Source organism: Amycolatopsis coloradensis (genome assembly GCF_037997115.1).
In the GTDB taxonomy this organism is placed as follows: Bacteria; Actinomycetota; Actinomycetes; order Mycobacteriales; family Pseudonocardiaceae; genus Amycolatopsis; species Amycolatopsis coloradensis_A.
Genome location: NZ_CP150484.1, coordinates 7,525,526 through 7,540,788, shown reverse-complemented (window position 1 = coordinate 7,540,788; position 15,263 = coordinate 7,525,526). Strand labels below are relative to the sequence as shown.

The 15,263-nt window shown below is 69.1% G+C and carries 17 protein-coding genes; 11 read left to right on the top strand and 6 right to left on the bottom strand.

What is annotated here, in order from left to right:
* Window positions 1-343: 343 nt before the first annotated feature.
* Genes LCL61_RS35130 through LCL61_RS35120 form a run of 3 tightly spaced genes read left to right on the top strand, consistent with a single transcriptional unit; the run spans window position 344 to window position 3,347 of the window.
* Window positions 344-2,128 (top strand): 3-hydroxybutyryl-CoA dehydrogenase, encoded by a 1,785-nt coding sequence (locus tag LCL61_RS35130; protein ID WP_340683725.1) that lies wholly within the window; start codon window positions 344-346, stop codon window positions 2,126-2,128.
* A gap of 9 nt (window positions 2,129-2,137) precedes the next feature.
* Window positions 2,138-2,503 (top strand): hypothetical protein, encoded by a 366-nt coding sequence (locus LCL61_RS35125; protein WP_340683724.1) that lies wholly within the window; start codon window positions 2,138-2,140, stop codon window positions 2,501-2,503.
* 10 nt (window positions 2,504-2,513) lie between these two features.
* On the top strand, window positions 2,514-3,347 hold the full coding sequence (locus LCL61_RS35120; RefSeq protein WP_340683723.1) for a hypothetical protein: 834 nt from the start codon (window positions 2,514-2,516) through the stop codon (window positions 3,345-3,347).
* On the opposite strand, the gene LCL61_RS35115 is transcribed toward LCL61_RS35120, so the two are convergent.
* The gene (locus tag LCL61_RS35115; protein WP_007028289.1) at window positions 3,344-3,817 is read right to left on the bottom strand and encodes an Lrp/AsnC family transcriptional regulator; all 474 of its coding nucleotides are present in this window, start codon (window positions 3,815-3,817) and stop codon (window positions 3,344-3,346) included. The genes LCL61_RS35120 and LCL61_RS35115 overlap by 4 nt on opposite strands.
* 59 nt (window positions 3,818-3,876) lie before the next feature.
* Here LCL61_RS35115 and LCL61_RS35110 point away from each other — a divergent pair, with 59 nt between their 5' ends.
* Both LCL61_RS35110 and LCL61_RS35105 read left to right on the top strand, forming a co-directional pair.
* On the top strand, window positions 3,877-4,995 hold the full coding sequence (locus LCL61_RS35110; RefSeq protein ID WP_340683722.1) for a trans-sulfuration enzyme family protein: 1,119 nt from the start codon (window positions 3,877-3,879) through the stop codon (window positions 4,993-4,995).
* A gap of 60 nt (window positions 4,996-5,055) precedes the next feature.
* Window positions 5,056-5,439: a DUF6401 family natural product biosynthesis protein gene (locus LCL61_RS35105; protein WP_340683721.1), complete on the top strand. Its 384-nt coding sequence runs from the start codon at window positions 5,056-5,058 to the stop codon at window positions 5,437-5,439.
* A 34-nt stretch (window positions 5,440-5,473) separates the two neighbouring features.
* Here the strand turns inward: LCL61_RS35105 and LCL61_RS35100 are convergent, their stop codons facing one another.
* Both LCL61_RS35100 and LCL61_RS35095 read right to left on the bottom strand, forming a co-directional pair.
* Window positions 5,474-6,406, bottom strand: a complete 933-nt coding sequence (locus LCL61_RS35100) for a mechanosensitive ion channel family protein (protein WP_340683720.1) — start codon at window positions 6,404-6,406, stop codon at window positions 5,474-5,476.
* Between the two features lie 98 nt (window positions 6,407-6,504).
* Window positions 6,505-6,717 carry a zinc ribbon domain-containing protein gene (locus LCL61_RS35095; RefSeq protein WP_340683719.1) on the bottom strand — a complete coding sequence of 71 codons (213 nt, stop codon included), beginning with the start codon at window positions 6,715-6,717 and terminating at the stop codon, window positions 6,505-6,507.
* Window positions 6,718-6,767: 50 nt separating this feature from the next.
* On the opposite strand from LCL61_RS35095, the gene LCL61_RS35090 reads away from it, so the two are divergent.
* A complete protein-coding gene (locus tag LCL61_RS35090; RefSeq protein ID WP_340683718.1) occupies window positions 6,768-7,892 on the top strand; it encodes a nucleotide pyrophosphatase/phosphodiesterase family protein in 1,125 nt (374 codons plus the stop codon).
* Between the two features lie 24 nt (window positions 7,893-7,916).
* Here LCL61_RS35090 and LCL61_RS35085 read toward each other — a convergent pair whose 3' ends face one another.
* The gene (locus LCL61_RS35085; RefSeq protein ID WP_340688748.1) at window positions 7,917-8,480 is read right to left on the bottom strand and encodes a class I SAM-dependent methyltransferase; all 564 of its coding nucleotides are present in this window, start codon (window positions 8,478-8,480) and stop codon (window positions 7,917-7,919) included.
* Between the two features lie 51 nt (window positions 8,481-8,531).
* Between LCL61_RS35085 and LCL61_RS35080 the strand changes: the two genes are divergently transcribed.
* On the top strand, window positions 8,532-9,284 hold the full coding sequence (locus LCL61_RS35080; RefSeq protein WP_340683717.1) for a helix-turn-helix transcriptional regulator: 753 nt from the start codon (window positions 8,532-8,534) through the stop codon (window positions 9,282-9,284).
* A 205-nt stretch (window positions 9,285-9,489) separates the two neighbouring features.
* The gene (locus LCL61_RS35075; RefSeq protein ID WP_340683716.1) at window positions 9,490-9,777 is read left to right on the top strand and encodes a hypothetical protein; all 288 of its coding nucleotides are present in this window, start codon (window positions 9,490-9,492) and stop codon (window positions 9,775-9,777) included.
* Window position 9,778: 1 nt separating this feature from the next.
* On the opposite strand, the gene LCL61_RS35070 is transcribed toward LCL61_RS35075, so the two are convergent.
* Window positions 9,779-10,321, bottom strand: a complete 543-nt coding sequence (locus tag LCL61_RS35070; RefSeq protein ID WP_425341952.1) for a GNAT family N-acetyltransferase — start codon at window positions 10,319-10,321, stop codon at window positions 9,779-9,781.
* On the opposite strand from LCL61_RS35070, the gene LCL61_RS35065 reads away from it, so the two are divergent.
* Both LCL61_RS35065 and LCL61_RS35060 read left to right on the top strand, forming a co-directional pair.
* Window positions 10,320-11,057 (top strand): alpha/beta hydrolase, encoded by a 738-nt coding sequence (locus LCL61_RS35065; RefSeq protein ID WP_340683714.1) that lies wholly within the window; start codon window positions 10,320-10,322, stop codon window positions 11,055-11,057. The two genes, LCL61_RS35070 and LCL61_RS35065, sit on opposite strands and share 2 nt — an antisense overlap.
* Window positions 11,058-11,167: 110 nt before the next feature.
* Window positions 11,168-12,376 (top strand): glycosyltransferase, encoded by a 1,209-nt coding sequence (locus LCL61_RS35060; protein ID WP_340683713.1) that lies wholly within the window; start codon window positions 11,168-11,170, stop codon window positions 12,374-12,376.
* Window positions 12,377-12,394: 18 nt separating this feature from the next.
* Here the strand turns inward: LCL61_RS35060 and LCL61_RS35055 are convergent, their stop codons facing one another.
* The gene (locus LCL61_RS35055; RefSeq protein WP_340683712.1) at window positions 12,395-13,231 is read right to left on the bottom strand and encodes a phosphotransferase; all 837 of its coding nucleotides are present in this window, start codon (window positions 13,229-13,231) and stop codon (window positions 12,395-12,397) included.
* A 135-nt stretch (window positions 13,232-13,366) separates the two neighbouring features.
* Here LCL61_RS35055 and ctaD point away from each other — a divergent pair, with 135 nt between their 5' ends.
* Window positions 13,367-15,145, top strand: a complete 1,779-nt coding sequence (gene ctaD / locus LCL61_RS35050) for a cytochrome c oxidase subunit I (protein ID WP_340683711.1) — start codon at window positions 13,367-13,369, stop codon at window positions 15,143-15,145.
* The last annotated feature ends 118 nt before the right edge of the window (window positions 15,146-15,263 follow it).

Here is a 15,263-nt window from a genome sequence, read left to right as displayed (position 1 = left end):
AGGCGTCGTGCCGTGAAGGCCTCCTTGCCTACCTTGAGGGTAGGGAAGGAGGCCTTCACGGACTCGGGCCTCNTGCCGTGAAGGCCTCCTTGCCTACCTTGAGGGTAGGGAAGGAGGCCTTCACGGACTCGGGCCTCGGTCCGGGTGGTAGCGAAGGTCCCTTGGTTCCTGGCATCCGCGGGGGTGAAGGGCGCTTTCCCCTCGTCGCACGCGGGGAAAGTCCCCTTCGGCCTTCGTCCGCGAGTGACACTTACTCGATTCGGAGGGTGACAGCCGCTGCTTTCCCCGCCCCGGCATGGCACGATCGGAGAAACTACCAGCGAGTAACCTCCGGAGGCCGGTTGTGGCGCGGGAAATCTCGAGTGTGGGAGTCATCGGTCTCGGCACCATGGGTGCCGGGATCGCCGAGGTGCTCGCGCGGAGCGGCGTATCCGTCGTCGCGGTGGAGATCGACGACGACGGCGTCCACCGTGGCCGGGGCCATCTGGAGCATTCGACCGAACGGGCGGTGACCGGCGGCAAACTCGACGCCGACGGCCGGAGCGCGCTGCTGGACCGGATCCGGTACACCACGTCGCTGACCGAACTGTCCGATGTGGACCTGGTGATCGAGGCGATCCCGGAGAACCTCGAAGCGAAATCCGACGTGTTCGCCCAGCTGGACAAGATCACCGGCCCGGACACGATCTTCGTCTCGAACACCTCCTCCCTGTCGATCACCGAGATCGGCGTGCACACCGCGCGGCCGGGCAAGGTCGTCGGGATGCACTTCTTCAACCCGGCGCCGATCCTCAAGCTGGTCGAGATCGTCCGCACCGTCGTCACCGAACCCGAGGTGGTCACCGACGTCGTCGCGTTCGCCGAACGCCTCGGCAAGACCCCGGTGGTGATCGGCGACCGCGCCGGGTTCATCGCCAACGCCCTGCTCTTCGGGTACCTCAACCACGCCGTGCGGATGTACGAGCAGCGCTACGCCACGCGCGAGGATCTCGACGCGGCGATGCGGTTCGGCTGCGGGTATCCCATGGGGCCCTTGGCTTTGCTCGACCTCATCGGGCTGGACACCGCGTACGAGATCCTCGACACGATGTACCACCAGTCGCGCAACCGGCTGCACGCGCCGGCGCCGCTGCTGAAGCAGATGATCACCGCCGGACTGCTCGGCCGGAAGACGGGCCGGGGTTTCTACACCTACGACGAGCCCGATTCGCCGACGGTGACCGACGCGGTCACGAAGTCCACAGTGTCCAAATCGGACATCGTGGCGCCTCGTGAGGTGCGCAAGGTCGGCGTCGTCGGGACCGGGACCATGGCTACGGGCATCGTCGAGGTGTTCGCGAAACGCGGTTACGAGGTCATCCTGCGGGCGCGGAGCGCGGAGAAGGCCGCGGCGTCGGTCGCGCGGGTGAAGAAGTCGCTGGACAAGGCCGTCGTCAAGGGCAAGCTGTCCGAGGAGGACGCCGCCGCCGCGCTCGGCCGGATCTCGCCGGCGGTGGAGTTCGACGAACTGGCCGACGTCGACCTCGTCGTCGAGGCGGTGGCCGAAGACCTGGCCGTCAAGCAGGCGGTCTTCGCCGCGCTCGACGACGTCGTGAAGCCGGGCGCGGTCCTGGCGACGACCACGTCGTCCCTTCCGGTCATCGAATGCGCGGCCGCCACCTCGCGGCCTTCGGACGTGGTCGGCGTTCACTTCTTCAATCCGGCGCCGGTGATGAAACTCGTCGAGGTCGTCTCGACCATCGCCACCGCGCCCGACGTGATCGCGACGGTCGACGCCGTCTGCGCGGCCGTGGGCAAGCATCCCGTGCACTGTGGCGACCGTGCCGGGTTCATCGTCAACGCGCTGCTGTTCCCGTACCTGAACGACGCGGTGAAGATGCTCGAGGCGCACTACGCGGAAGCCGACGACATCGACACCGCGATGAAGGTGGGTTGCGGCCTGCCGATGGGCCCGTTCGAACTGCTCGACGTCGTCGGGCTGGACGTCTCCCTGGCGATCCAGCGGACTCTGTACAACGAGTTCCGCGAAGAGGGCTTCGCGCCCGCGCCGCTGCTGGAACACCTCGTGACCGCCGGACGGCTCGGCCGGAAGACCGGAAAGGGGTTCAAGGACTACTCGGCCCGGTAACTTGGTGGCATGCCGGTTTCCTCGGGGGTCAGGAAGCGGATCAAGGAGCTCCTCGATCCGGACGACGAGATCCACTACGTGTTCCCGGCCGACATCCTCGGCAGTACCAATCCCAGCGTGTTCTTCGCGGTGACCCGCAAGACGATCACGGTCCTCACCACCGGGTACCTGAGCCGGAAGACCCCGAAACGGGTCGTCGCGACGACCCTGCGAAACCACCGGATCGGACCGGTCGACACGGCGACCGTCCCGTGGTTCAAGTTCAACGGCGTCGACTACGAGATCGACGACGAGTACATATCGGTCGTCCACGCCGCAGACGCCGAGATCATGCGGGACGGTGCGAAACCTGAAGACCCGCTGCCGGACCTCTAAGCTCCCGGGAGTGCGCCAGCTCACCTACGACGGGATGCCCATCCCCGGTCTGAACGATCTGGTCCGGACGGCCATCCGGCTGCATCCCGCGCCGGGAGTGCCGGGTCCGGACGAAAGCCACTTCGGCGGCCCGCTGCTCTGGCCGTCGGACGAGCCGTGGCCGGAGTGCCCGGTGACCTGGCCGCCCGACCCGGACGCCTCCGACGACGCGTGGGCGGGCGGCCATCCGCTCGACGAGCCCGTCCCGGCGATGGTCGTCGCGGCGCAGTTCTTCCGCGACGACTTCCCGGAGCTGCCGTTCCCCGAGGACACCGACGTCCTGCAGATCCTTTTCTGCCCGATGGAGCACGACAGCCCGCATCACCAGGGGCCCGCGGTCCGGCTGGTCTGGCGTGATTCGGGCGAGGTGCGGGACATCGCGGACCCGCCTCCGGCCCCCGAGAACGCCGAAGCCGCCTACGTGCCGGATCCCTGCGTTTTCGAACCGTGCTCGATCGACGAACTGCCCCGGCTCTGCGACTTCCCGGCCGAGACCCGCGCCGCGCTCGGCATCCCCGAAGGCGCGGGCGAAGACCCGGAGGGCTGGCCGGAGCTGGACCAGTACTCGAAGATCGGCGGCTGGACCGCCTGGGACGCGACCGATCGGCACGAGCTGGGCTGCCGGGAATGCGGCGCCGACCTGCGCCAGACGATCGCGCTGGCCTCGGAGGAGCACGAGGTCGGCTGCGGATGCGAGGTCGCCGGGGGCGAGGCGGCGGGCTGGTCCTTCCGCCGCCAGGGGGTGCTGAACGTCTTCACGTGCCCGACCGACGTCACGCATCCCTTCAAGGTCCGGATCGATTAGCCGGGCGGTAGCAAAGGTCCCCCGCTCCAGTGCTGGAAGACCAGGTTCGTGTGCACCCGGGCGACCTCGTCGCGGGCGGTCAGTTCGTCGAGGACCAGCCGTTGCAGCTCGGTCGCCGACGCGGTGGCGACATGCGCGAGGAAGTCGTCCGGGCCGGTCAGGTGGTAGACGGCGCGGACCTCGGGCAGGGCCAGCAGATGTTCGACGAACGAGTCGACGAGCGCCCGCCGGTGCGGCCGCACCTGGACGAACAGGAGCGCTTCGAGCGGGCGGCCGAGTTTGGCGGCGTCCACCTCGGCGCGCTGGCCGGTGATCACCCCGAGCTCGCGCAGCCGGTTGACGCGGTCGAGACAGGTCGAGGGCGCGATGCCGACCTCGGCCGCGAGATCCTTGTTGGAGATCCGGGCGTCGTTCTGCAAGAGCCGCAGAATACGAAGATCAACCGTGCTCAGTTCGACGGAATCCGACATCGGCGAATGATATCCGAGGATATTGCGGACGATCCGAAGAAAAACGCACCATCTGGGGTATGACCGCAACGCTGCGCACCCGAGCCGTCCACGCCGGCCGTGACGATCTCACGGACCTCGGCGTCCACGCCGCTCCGCTCGACCTGTCCACGACCTACCCGTCGCGGGACAGCGTCGAGGAGGCGGGCCGCATCGACGAATTCGCCGCCTCGGGCTCACTGTCCGGGCTCCCGGTCTACGGGCGGCTGAGCAACCCGACCGTCGAACGCTTCGAGAAGGCGCTGGCCGAACTCGAAGGATTCGACGACGCCGTCGCGTTCGCCACCGGCATGGCCGCGGTCTCGGCGTCACTGCTCGCCGCCGTCGCGCAGGGCAAACGGCATGTCGTCGCCGTCCGGCCGGTCTACGGCTGCACCGATCACATGCTCACGTCCGGTCTGCTCGGCACCGAGGTGACCTGGGCCGATCCGGAAGGCGTCGCGTCGGCGCTGCGGCCCGACACCGGGTTGGTGCTGCTCGAAACGCCCGCGAACCCGACCCTGCGCGAGGTCGACATCGCCGAGATCGTGCGCGCCGCGGGCGAGGTACCGGTGCTGGTCGACAACACCTTCGCGACGCCGGTGCTCCAGCGGCCGGGACGGCACGGCGCGCGGTTCGTCCTGCACAGCGCGACCAAGTTCCTCGGCGGCCACGGCGACGTCATGGGTGGCGTGGTCGCTTGCAGTGCCGAAGACGCGGGGGTGCTGCGGCAGATCCGCTTCGCCACCGGAGGCGTGCTGCACCCGCTCGCCGGGTACATGCTGCTTCGCGGCCTTTCGACACTTCCGTTGCGCGTCAACGCCGCGTCCGCGACGGCCGCCGAACTCGTCGAGCGGCTTCGCGGTCACGCGAACGTGAGCGCCGTGCACTACCCGGCCGTCGGCGGCCCGCTGATCGCGTTCGAGGTCGAGGGCGATCCGCACGCGCTCATCGGCGCGGTCCGGCTGATCACCCCGGCCGTCAGCCTCGGCAGCGTGGACTCGCTCATCCAGCACCCCGCCTCGATCAGCCACCGGATCGTCGCCGAGGACGACCGGCGCGGCGCGGGGGTCACCGACCGGCTCATCCGCATGTCGGTGGGACTGGAGGACGTCGAGGACCTGTGGCACGACCTGGATCAGGCACTCAAGGCTTGCTGAGTTCTGCGATCGTCATCACCGGGATGTCGACAAATCGTCCGGCCTGGCTAACCTGGTCGGGTGAAAGATCTGGTCTCGTCCTGGGTGGAATCTTCGGCTCGTAGCACGCTTTCCCGGCTGCACCAGCAGATCGGTGTCGCCGGGCTGGCCGCCGCGGCGGCCGTGCCCGGGCTGTCGGCCGTCTTCGATCAGCACTCCGCCGCGGTGCGGGACATCCTCGCGGCGGGGGTCGAAGGTTCGGCGGCTGTGGCCGGCGTCGTCCTTCTCGCCGGCTACACGCGAGGGCTGCTCGACGAGGCGAAGGCCAAGGGCTGGACGTTCCGCATCCCGGCCGATCTGTCCGCCTGGACCACCAGCGACTGGATGACCGCGCGGCTGGTCGGCGTGTGTTCGCTTGCCGCCTCGATGGACGACAGGCGGACCCAGCCGACCGGGAACGGGTAGGGCGGCCGGACGCCCCACCCGTTCCCGTGGAAGGTCAGCGGTACTCCGGCGGAGGGGGCATGTTTCCACCGGGGGGCCGCTGGCCGGGATCCTGGTGCGGGGGCACCTGACCCTGGCTGGGCGGGAACTGCTGGTGCTGCGTCGGCTGCTGACCCATCCGGTTCGGGTCGGCCGCGTGGTGCCCGGCGGACACCGGCTGGTGGACCGTCGTCCGTTCGGTCGGCACCTCGCCCGAGCGTCCGGCGTCCTCACGTCCGCGCTGGTAGGCCTCGGCCTGCGCCTTCGCGGCGGGGATTTCCGCCTCGGCCCGGCCGAGCCAGGTCTCCCAGCGCTGCTGCATCGGCTTGATGAGGCCACCGCCGACACCGACGACGGCGATCCCACCGACCGTGGCGAGCACGGTGATCAGCACCGGCAGCGTGACCGCGGTGGCGACACCGATCTGGTTCAGCGCGGCGATCGCGCCGAGACCCCAGATGAACACCGAGGCGATGGTGGCGAGCACCTTGCCGTAGGAAACACCGCCGAGGGCGTTGGCGACCAGGTCCTTGACCGCCTTGGCGATCGCGCCGGCGATCACCACGATGACGATCGCGACGATGGCGCGCGGCAGCCAGGCGACGATGTCGTTGAGCAGCGCGCTCACCGGGTTCGGGCCGAACACGCCGAACGCGAACTGCAGCGCGATCAGCAGGATCGCGTAGTAGACGATCTTGCTGATGATGTTCGACGCGTCGAACTGGCTGCGCGCGAGCATCTGCTTGAAGCCCCCGCGTTCGAGGAGCCGGTTGAACCCGACCTTCTCGAGCACCATGCTCACGGCCTTGGCGAGCGCCTTCGCGATCAGCCAGCCGATGAACAGGATGACCAGGAACGCGAGCAGTTTCGGGACGAAGGTGGCGACCGAACTCCAGGCGCTCGACACGCCCTGACCGAAGTCGACGGCCGCCAGTGCTGATGTGGCCACTGGACTTTCTCCCTTCCCACCACTGGAGCTTCCAGACTGGTGGGAAGGGGGTACCCGCCATTCGGGCGGTCACACGTTGCGCCACCCGAACGGGTGGGTCAACTGCAGCAGCCGCCTCCGCAGCAACCGCCTCCACCTGCGGGAACAGGGGCGGGACTGGAGGCCGACCCGGTCAGCGCGACGGTCGTCAGCAGTTTGACGGTGTCCTGGTGGCCCTCCGGGCACGGCGCGGGCGCACCGGACTCGCTCATCGGCCGCAGCAGTTCGAAGGTTCCGGCGCATTCGCGGCAGCGGTAGGCGTAAGTCGGCATGCCGGCATTATCCCATCCCCTTCCGGCCTCCGGGATGGCAAGCTGGCCGGGTGGAACTGCCTGTCGCGGCGCGTGTGCCGCACCTCGGCCAAGTCGTCCCATCCGTGCTCTCCGCCCTCGGCGCCGACGGGTTCGTGAACTCGCTGAGCCTGGCGGAGGCGTCCAGTGCCTGCGTCCTGCTCATCGACGGTCTCGGCTGGGAACTGCTGGCCGAGCACGCCGCCGACGCGCCCGTGCTCACCCAGCTGGCGAAGTCGCCGCTGCGGGTCGGTTTCCCGGCGACGACGGCGGCCGGTCTCGGCGCGATCGGCACCGGGCTGGCGTCGGGGGAGCACGGACTGGTCGGCTACAGCTTCGAGGTGCCGGGCACCGGCGTCCTGAACGCGCTGCGCTGGAGCAGCCATGTGGACGGCGGCGATCTCCGCGGCGCGCTGCCGCCGCGCGAGGTGCAGCCGCTGCCGACGACGTTCGAACGCGCGGCGGCCGCCGGGATCACGACGAGCGTGGTGTCTTCGGCGAAGTTCGCCGACACCGCGCTCACCCGCGCGACGCAGTCCGGTGCGCGGTACGTGGGTGTCCACGCGCTCGGCGACCTCGCCGCCTGTGTCCTGCACTGCCTCGAAACGCGGCCGGCGTTCTGCTGGGGCTACCACAGCGAACTCGACATGCTCGGCCACATCTACGGGCCGGGTTCGGCGCCGTGGCGGATGCAGCTGCGGCAGGTCGACAGGCTGGTGGAGTCCATTGTGGACGGATTGTCGCCCGGTGCGCTCCTCGCCGTCGTGGCCGACCACGGCATGGTGACGGTCGAGGGTGCGCTCGACATCGACGAGACCCCCGCGCTGCTCGGCGGCGTCCGGGCGATCGGGGGCGAGGTCCGGGCACGGCACGTCTACAGCGAACCGGGTGCGGAGGCCGACGTCCTGGCCGCCTGGAGCGAGGTCATCGGTGACCGGGCGTGGATCCTCCGGCGCGACGAGGCCATCGAGGCGGGCTGGTTCGGGCCCGTCTCCGACCGGGTGCGCCCGCGTATCGGCGACGTGGTCGTGGCGTCGAGGGGACGGTTCGGGCTCGTGCGGGAACTGGCCGAGGCCGTCGAGTCCTCCTTGGTCGGCCAGCACGGCTCGCTGACCCCGGCCGAACAACTCGTCCCGTTGGTCCTCGCGCGCGGTTGACCCGCATTCAGAGGACCAAATGCGTCAGGCGGGCTTCCTGGCCGAGAACTTCACGGAGCGCTTGGGCACGTGGTCGACCTCGATGTCGGTGAACCCGGCGTCGGTGAGCCGGGGCCAGAGCGAAACCGGGTCGAGGGCGTTCATCGTGTCGCCGATGTGGAGCAGCCGGAACGGCAGACTCTCCAGGCTGTCGATCGCGCGCAGAACGCCGCCGGGGCGGAGCACGCGGAACGCCTCGGCGAAGATCGCGTCCTGCAACGCCGTCGTCGGCACGTGGTGCAGCATCGTGAAACAGACGACCGCCGAGAACTCGCCGTCCTCGAAGGGCAACGCCGCTCCGTCGCCCTGGACGATCCGCACCCGGCCGTCGAACTCCCGTTTGAGGAGGTCCGCCGACGCTTCGTCGATCTCGACGGCCGTGAGCCGGGGAACGAGCCCGACGAGCGCGCGCGTGGTCGCGCCGAAGCCCGGGCCGATCTCCAGTACGGAGTCGCCGAGGTCGAAACCGGCTACGTTGCCGGGCATCTCGTGGGCGACGGCCTTCGCCCACAGCGCGGAACTGCAGAGTTTGCGGTGCACCAGGTTCATCGGCATGAACCCGAAGCTAGCCGTGACCGGCAGGCGATAGGCTGCCAAGTGATGTCGCAAATCGGACTCCTGCCACCGATGTCGACGGCGATGGTGCTCGGCGAGATGGATCTGCCCGCGGGCACCTGGCTCCCGTGGCACGAGCACGACGGCCACCAGCTCGCCTGGGCGGCCCGGGGGATCTTGAGCGTGAACGTCGGTGAGCGGCACTGGGTGCTGCCGCCGACACGGGCGCTCTGGATCCCGGCAGGTGTCGTCCACCGAACCGGCGCCACCGCGCAAACCGTGCTGCGGGGGATCTACGCCGCCCGGGACCGCTGCCCGGTGCGCTGGCCCGAACCGACGCTCGTCGCCGTCCGCCCGCTGCTGCGGGAACTGCTGGAGCACCTCGGCGCCGCCGGCCTCGGCGACGACGCGCGCCGCCGGGCCGAGGCCGTCGCCTTCGATCTGCTCGAACCGGTGGACGTCGTGCCGATCGCCGTGCCGATGCCGTCGGACGGACGTGCGCTGACCGTCGCGCGAGCGGTGATCGCCGATCCGGCGGACCGCCGCGGCCTCGCGGACTTCGCCCGCGACGCGGGCGCGAGCGAACGCACGCTCGCGCGCCTGTTCCTCACCGAATGCCGCACGACGTTCGGCGCGTGGCGCGTGCAGGCACGGCTGCGCGCGTCCTTGCCGCTGCTGGCCGAGGGCATGCCGCTGACCGCGGTCTCCCGCCGGATCGGCTACTCCTCGCCGAGCGCGTTCGTCGCCGCCTTCCGCCGCGCGGTCGGTGTGACGCCGGGCGCTTACTTCGGCGGCTGACCGTGGCGTGATCCGCCTTCAGTCACGCATGATCCGGCGGACAACACGCGTGATCGGATGGACGACACGCGTGATCGGATGGACGGCAAGCCGCAGCACGGAATCTCCGCGCGGCGTCCCGCTGATCACGCGAAACCGCCGCGCGCTCCGTATCCGACGTCGAGCGAGCGGGATCACACGGCACCTCGCCGTATACCGTTTCGGCGTGCCACGACGTAACCGGCCCGAACGCGGTGGACGCCCCGACCTCGGCGCGTCGACCGGCTGGGCGCGCTCCGAATCCGCCGTCGACGGCGACTGGCTGGTACGCACCGTGCCCGGCGCGCAGGCCACCAAGGACTATCGCTGTCCCGGTTGCGATCACGAGATCCGGCAGGGAACCCCGCATGTGGTCGCCTGGCCCGCCGACGACACCGGCGGGGTCGCCGACCGCCGCCATTGGCACAAGGCGTGCTGGGGCGCGCGGTCCCGCCGCCGCCCGGGCCGCTGGTGATTCAGCGCCGCAGGTGCAGTGAAGGTTCGCCCGCGAATTCCTCCTCCGTGTGGATCGTGAAACCGAGCCGCTCGGCGACCCGGATCGAAGGTTTGTTGGACACCATGATGTTGGCGATCACCGGCACGTCGGGGATCTCCCGCTCCGCCCATGCGACGACGGCGGCCGCCATCTCCGTGGCGTAGCCCTTGCCCCAGGTGAACGGCCAGAAGCGGTACGCGAGGTTCAGCACGCGCTCGCCGTTCCATTCGTGATACCGGACGCCGCCGAAGCCGAGGATCGTCTCCGGATCGTCCAAAGCGGACACCGTGAGATAGCCGAACCCGTGCTCGGCCCATTGCTTCATCCAGGCGTCGTAAAGCTCGTTCGCACCGTCGACGGTGTGCGGCTCCGGGTTGAACCTGTTCGTCTCCGGATCGGCCTGCAGCGCGACGATGTTCTCGCGATCCGCCTCGCGCAGCCTCCGCAGCAGCAGCCTCTCCGTCTTGATCTCTGTCAGCACGGATCTGACGGTAGCGCCAGGGTGCGACAGAATCGCCGCCATGAACGCTCTCCCGCTGGTCCTGCTGCACGCCTTCCCCGTCGACGCCCGCATGTGGGACGCGGTCCGCGCGCCGCTCTCGGAACGCCTGCGACTGATCACGCCCGACCAGCGCGGCCTCGGCCGCAGTCCGCTGCCCGAGACCGACCGGGAGCCGGATCTGGCCGACGCCGCGCGCGACGTCGTGGCACTGCTCGACCGGCTCGGCCTCGACAAGGTCGTCCTCGGCGGCTGCTCGATGGGCGGCTACCTGACGATGGCGGTGCTGCGCCTGGCGCCGGAACGGGTGGGCGGCCTCGTGTTCATCGACACGAAGGCGACGGCCGACACTCCCGAGGCCGTGCGGACCCGGCACGATGTCGCGGCCAGGGTGGAAGCGGAAGGCACCGGCTGGATGCCCGAAGCCGTCACATCCGGATTGCTCGCCGAAAAGGCCCGCCCGGAGGTGGCAGAACGACTTCGCGAACTGATCACGACGCAGCCGCCGTCCGGTGTCGCGTGGGCGGCGCGCGCGATGGCGGCGCGGCCCGATTCGCTCGAAACGCTGCGCTCGGCGGACGTGCCGGCGCTGGTCGTGGTCGGCGAAGAGGACGGCCTGACTCCGCTGGAGGAAGCGAACATCCTGGTGGAAACGCTGCCGGACGCGACCTTGGTCGTGCTTCCCGAGGCCGGGCATCTGACACCGCTGGAGGATCCGGCCGGAGTCGTCGAAGCGATTTTGGGCTGGTACCCCGTTTGAGAAACGTTTCCCTCGCCCCTTCCAAGGTATAGCGGACCCCGGGGCTTGCGGCAAGCCCCCATTCCCGGTCCACAATTCGTGCCTTCACGTTTTGCCGAAGGGGGATTCCCATGCGTGTGCTCCTGTCCACTATCGGGACGAGGGGTGAGGTGCAGCCACTGGCGGCCTTGGCGGTGCGATTGCGGGAACTCGGCCAGGAAGTCCGGCTTTGCGCACCACCCGATTTCCGTGACTGGGCCGAAGGTCTCGGGATCTCTTTCGCTTCGCTGGGGCCGGAACTCCGGTCGACCGCGAAGCCGGATTCCGCCATGACCAAGGCGATGGCCACACCCGAGGGGCGGCGCGCGATGGCCGAGGCCATGGTCGTCGGCCAATTCGAGACGATGCCGGAGGTGGCCGAAGACTGCGACGCCGTCGTCGCGGGAATGGCCTTGAACATCGCCGCCCATTCGGTGGCCGAGCGAAAAGGAATTCCCTATTTCTTCACCGCATACTGCCCGATAACGCTGCCTTCACTGCACCATCGTCCGCCCGTTTTCGCGGGATGGGCGCCGGAGAATCCCGACGCCGCCATCCCGGCCTTGTGGGCCGACGACGCGCGACGATGGAACGAGCACTGGGGCGGCGTGCTGAACGCGCGGCGGAAAAAGCTCGGTCTCCCGCCCGTCGACGACGTCCGCGGGCATATCTTCACCGAGCGTCCGTGGCTGGCCGCCGATCCGGTGCTGGCGCCGTGGCGGGGACCGTCGGCGCTCGACGTGCACCAGACCGGCGCCTGGATCCTGCCGGACCACAGTCCGTTGTCCCCGGAACTGGAGGCGTTCCTCGACGACGGCGAGCCCCCGGTCTACTTCGGGTTCGGGAGTATCCGCGCCCCTGAGGAGATCGCGAAGGCGATGATCGAATCGGCGAGGGCGCACGGGCGGCGGGCGATCGTGTTCCGCGGCTGGACCGAGCTGGCGCCGATCGACGGCGAACCCGACTGCCTCGCCATCGGGGACGTCAACCAGCAGGCGCTCTTCCCGCGGGTCGCGGCGGTCGTGCATCACGGCGGTGCCGGTACGACGACGGCGGCGACCCGGGCCGGGGTGCCGCAGGTGCTCGTCCCGCAGATGTTCGATCAGCCGTACTTCGCGCGGCGCGTCGGGGAACTCGGGCTGGGGACGTCGATCACCGGGGAGCCCTCCGCCGAAGCGCTGACCCTCGCTCTGGGCGAGGTGCTGCGCCCCGGCGTCGCCTCGCGGGCGCGTCAGGTCGGCGGTGAGGTGCGGACGGACGGCGTCGACGTGGCGGCGGAACTCCTGATGGACGCCGTCTGACCCCCTGCATTCAGAGGACTAAATGCGGGAGAAGTAGCGCTCCAGGGCGGCTTCGGCCTCCGGTAGCCGCTCCGGGAACCGCCGCGCGATCACGAACCGCCAGGGGACCTCGAACAACCGCCGCAACGCGATGAACGGCTCCAGCGACGAGGGCGCCACATCGGCCGGGTACGCGTCCAACGTAGCGTGCCCGGCCTCCGCGAAGAGCACGCCGAGGTCCCATCCGAGCGGCCCGCGCCAGGTGTCCTCGAAGTCGAGCCAGCACGGCCCGGCCGCCGTCGCGACGACGTTCCCCCGATGGGCGTCACCGTGCAGCGGACGCGGCTCGGTGTCCGGCAGCGCGGCCGCCACCCGCTCGAGTTCGTCGTACAACCGGGGTGTCGCATCGCCCAGAAGAGCGCCGTGCCGGTCGAGCAACGTCCGAAGTTCGCGGACGGGCCCGAGTTCGGGCAGTTCACCGGGGTAGTCCGCGAGCGCGTCGTGCACCCGGGCGAGCGAAAGCGCGACCTCGTGCGGCGACAGCGTGTGCCCCGGCTCGTGCGGCGTGTAGTGCCAGAGAGTGACCGGGAGGCCGTCGGCGAAATGCGGTCCTGCCGGGGGATCCGTGGTGGGTGAGACGACGAGCACACCACGTTCCGTGAGGTACTTCGACAGCTCGACGTCGCGCCTGAGCCAGTCCTCGGGCGAGGACCGCGCGAGGCGCGTCGTGCCGGGTACCCGCGCCACCACCGGACCCAGTCTCACCAGCACGTTCGACTTGAAATGCAGGACATCGGGGGCGCCGGTCGGGAGCCCGTACCGGGCACCGACGGCGACCGCCGCGGCCACTCCCGCGCGGGTGTGTTCGTCGGTCACGGCGCGATCTTGCCAGCCGGTGCGCGCGACTGTCGGTAGTGAGGGCTACGATCCCCACTAGCCGCCGGAGTGGGTCCCGAACCCGCCCGGCGACCGCAAATTGACCACCACAAGGTTTGAGTGTTGGAGGCAGGAGTGACGGCCGTAGCCCCCAAGCCGATCGCCACGCGCCCGTATCCCGCGCGCGAGTCGGTTAAGGGTTCGTACCTGCTGCGGTTGTTCCGCACGACGGACCACAAGCAAATCGGCATCATGTACCTGGTCACGTCGTTCGCCTTCTTCATGGTGGGCGGCGCGATGGCGATGCTGATCCGCTCCGAGCTGGCGCGTCCCGGGCAGCAGTTCCTTTCGCAGGAGCAGTACAACCAGCTGTTCACCATGCACGGCACGATCATGCTGCTGCTGTACGCGACGCCGATCCTCTTCGGTTTCGCGAACTTCATCCTGCCGCTGCAGATCGGTTCGCCCGACGTCGCCTTCCCGCGGCTGAACGCGTTCTCGTACTGGCTGTACCTCTTCGGCGGCCTGATCGTGATGTCCGGCTTCCTGACCCCGGGTGGCGCCGCCGACTTCGGCTGGTTCGCCTACACCCCGCTGTCGGACGCCATCCACTCGCCCGGTGTCGGTGCCGACCTGTGGATCTCCGGTCTGGTCGTGTCCGGTCTCGGCACCATCCTCGGTGGCGTCAACATGATCACCACGGTGGTCTGCCTGCGCGCCCCCGGCATGACGATGTACCGGATGCCGATCTTCACCTGGAACATCCTGGTCACCAGCATCCTGATCCTGCTGGCGTTCCCGATCCTGACCGCGGCCCTGATGGGCCTGCTGGCGGACCGGCATCTCGGGGCGCACGTTTTCGACCCCGCGAACGGCGGCGTGATCCTCTGGCAGCACTTGTTCTGGTTCTTCGGCCATCCAGAGGTCTATATCGTCGCGCTACCGTTCTTCGGGATCGTGTCGGAGATCTTCCCGGTCTTCAGCCGCAAGCCGATCTTCGGGTACAAGGGCCTGGTCTGGGCGACGCTGGCGATCGCCGCGCTGTCGGTGGCCGTGTGGGCGCACCACATGTACGCGACCGGCGCCGTGCTGCTGCCGTTCTTCTCCTTCATGACCTTCCTGATCGCGGTCCCGACCGGCGTGAAGTTCTTCAACTGGATCGGCACGATGTGGAAGGGCCAGCTGTCCTTCGAGACGCCGATGATCTTCTCGATGGGCTTCATCGTCACGTTCCTCTTCGGCGGTCTGACCGGCATCATGCTGGCCGCGCCGGCGATCGACTTCCACGTGTCCGACAGCTACTTCGTCGTCGCGCACTTCCACTACGTGCTCTACGGCACGATCGTGTTCGCCACGTTCGCCGGGATCTACTTCTGGTTCCCGAAGATCACCGGCCGCATGATGGACGAGAAGCTCGGCAAGTGGCACTTCTGGACCACGTTCATCGGCTTCCACGCCACGTTCCTGGTGCAGCACTGGCTCGGCGCCGAAGGCATGCCGCGCCGGTACGCGGACTACCTTCAGTCCGACGGGTTCACCACGCTGAACACGATCTCCACGATCGGCGCGTACATCCTCGGTGCCTCGACGCTGCCGTTCATCTGGAACGTCTTCAAGAGCTACCGGTACGGCGAGATCGTCACGGTGGACGACCCGTGGGGCTACGGCAACTCGCTCGAATGGGCGACGTCCTGCCCGCCGCCGCGGCACAACTTCACCGAACTGCCGCGGATCCGGTCCGAGCGGCCGGCGTTCGAGCTGCACTACCCGCATATGGTGGAGCGCATCCACAAGGAGGGTGAGATCGGCTTCTTCGGGAAGCAGAAGGTCAACACTCACCGGGCGCCGTCCCAGCTGCTCACCGAGGCGGCCATGCCGGGTGACCACTCCAAGGACAATTCCAGCGAGCAGTGACCCGATAAGCGGAAATGGCGCGTGCCTTGCCTCACACAGGGGCAGGGCGCGACGGGCCGTGGGGACGGTCTGCGCCTGCGTCCATCCGCTACTCCCCGCTTGCCAGGCGGTGTACGGA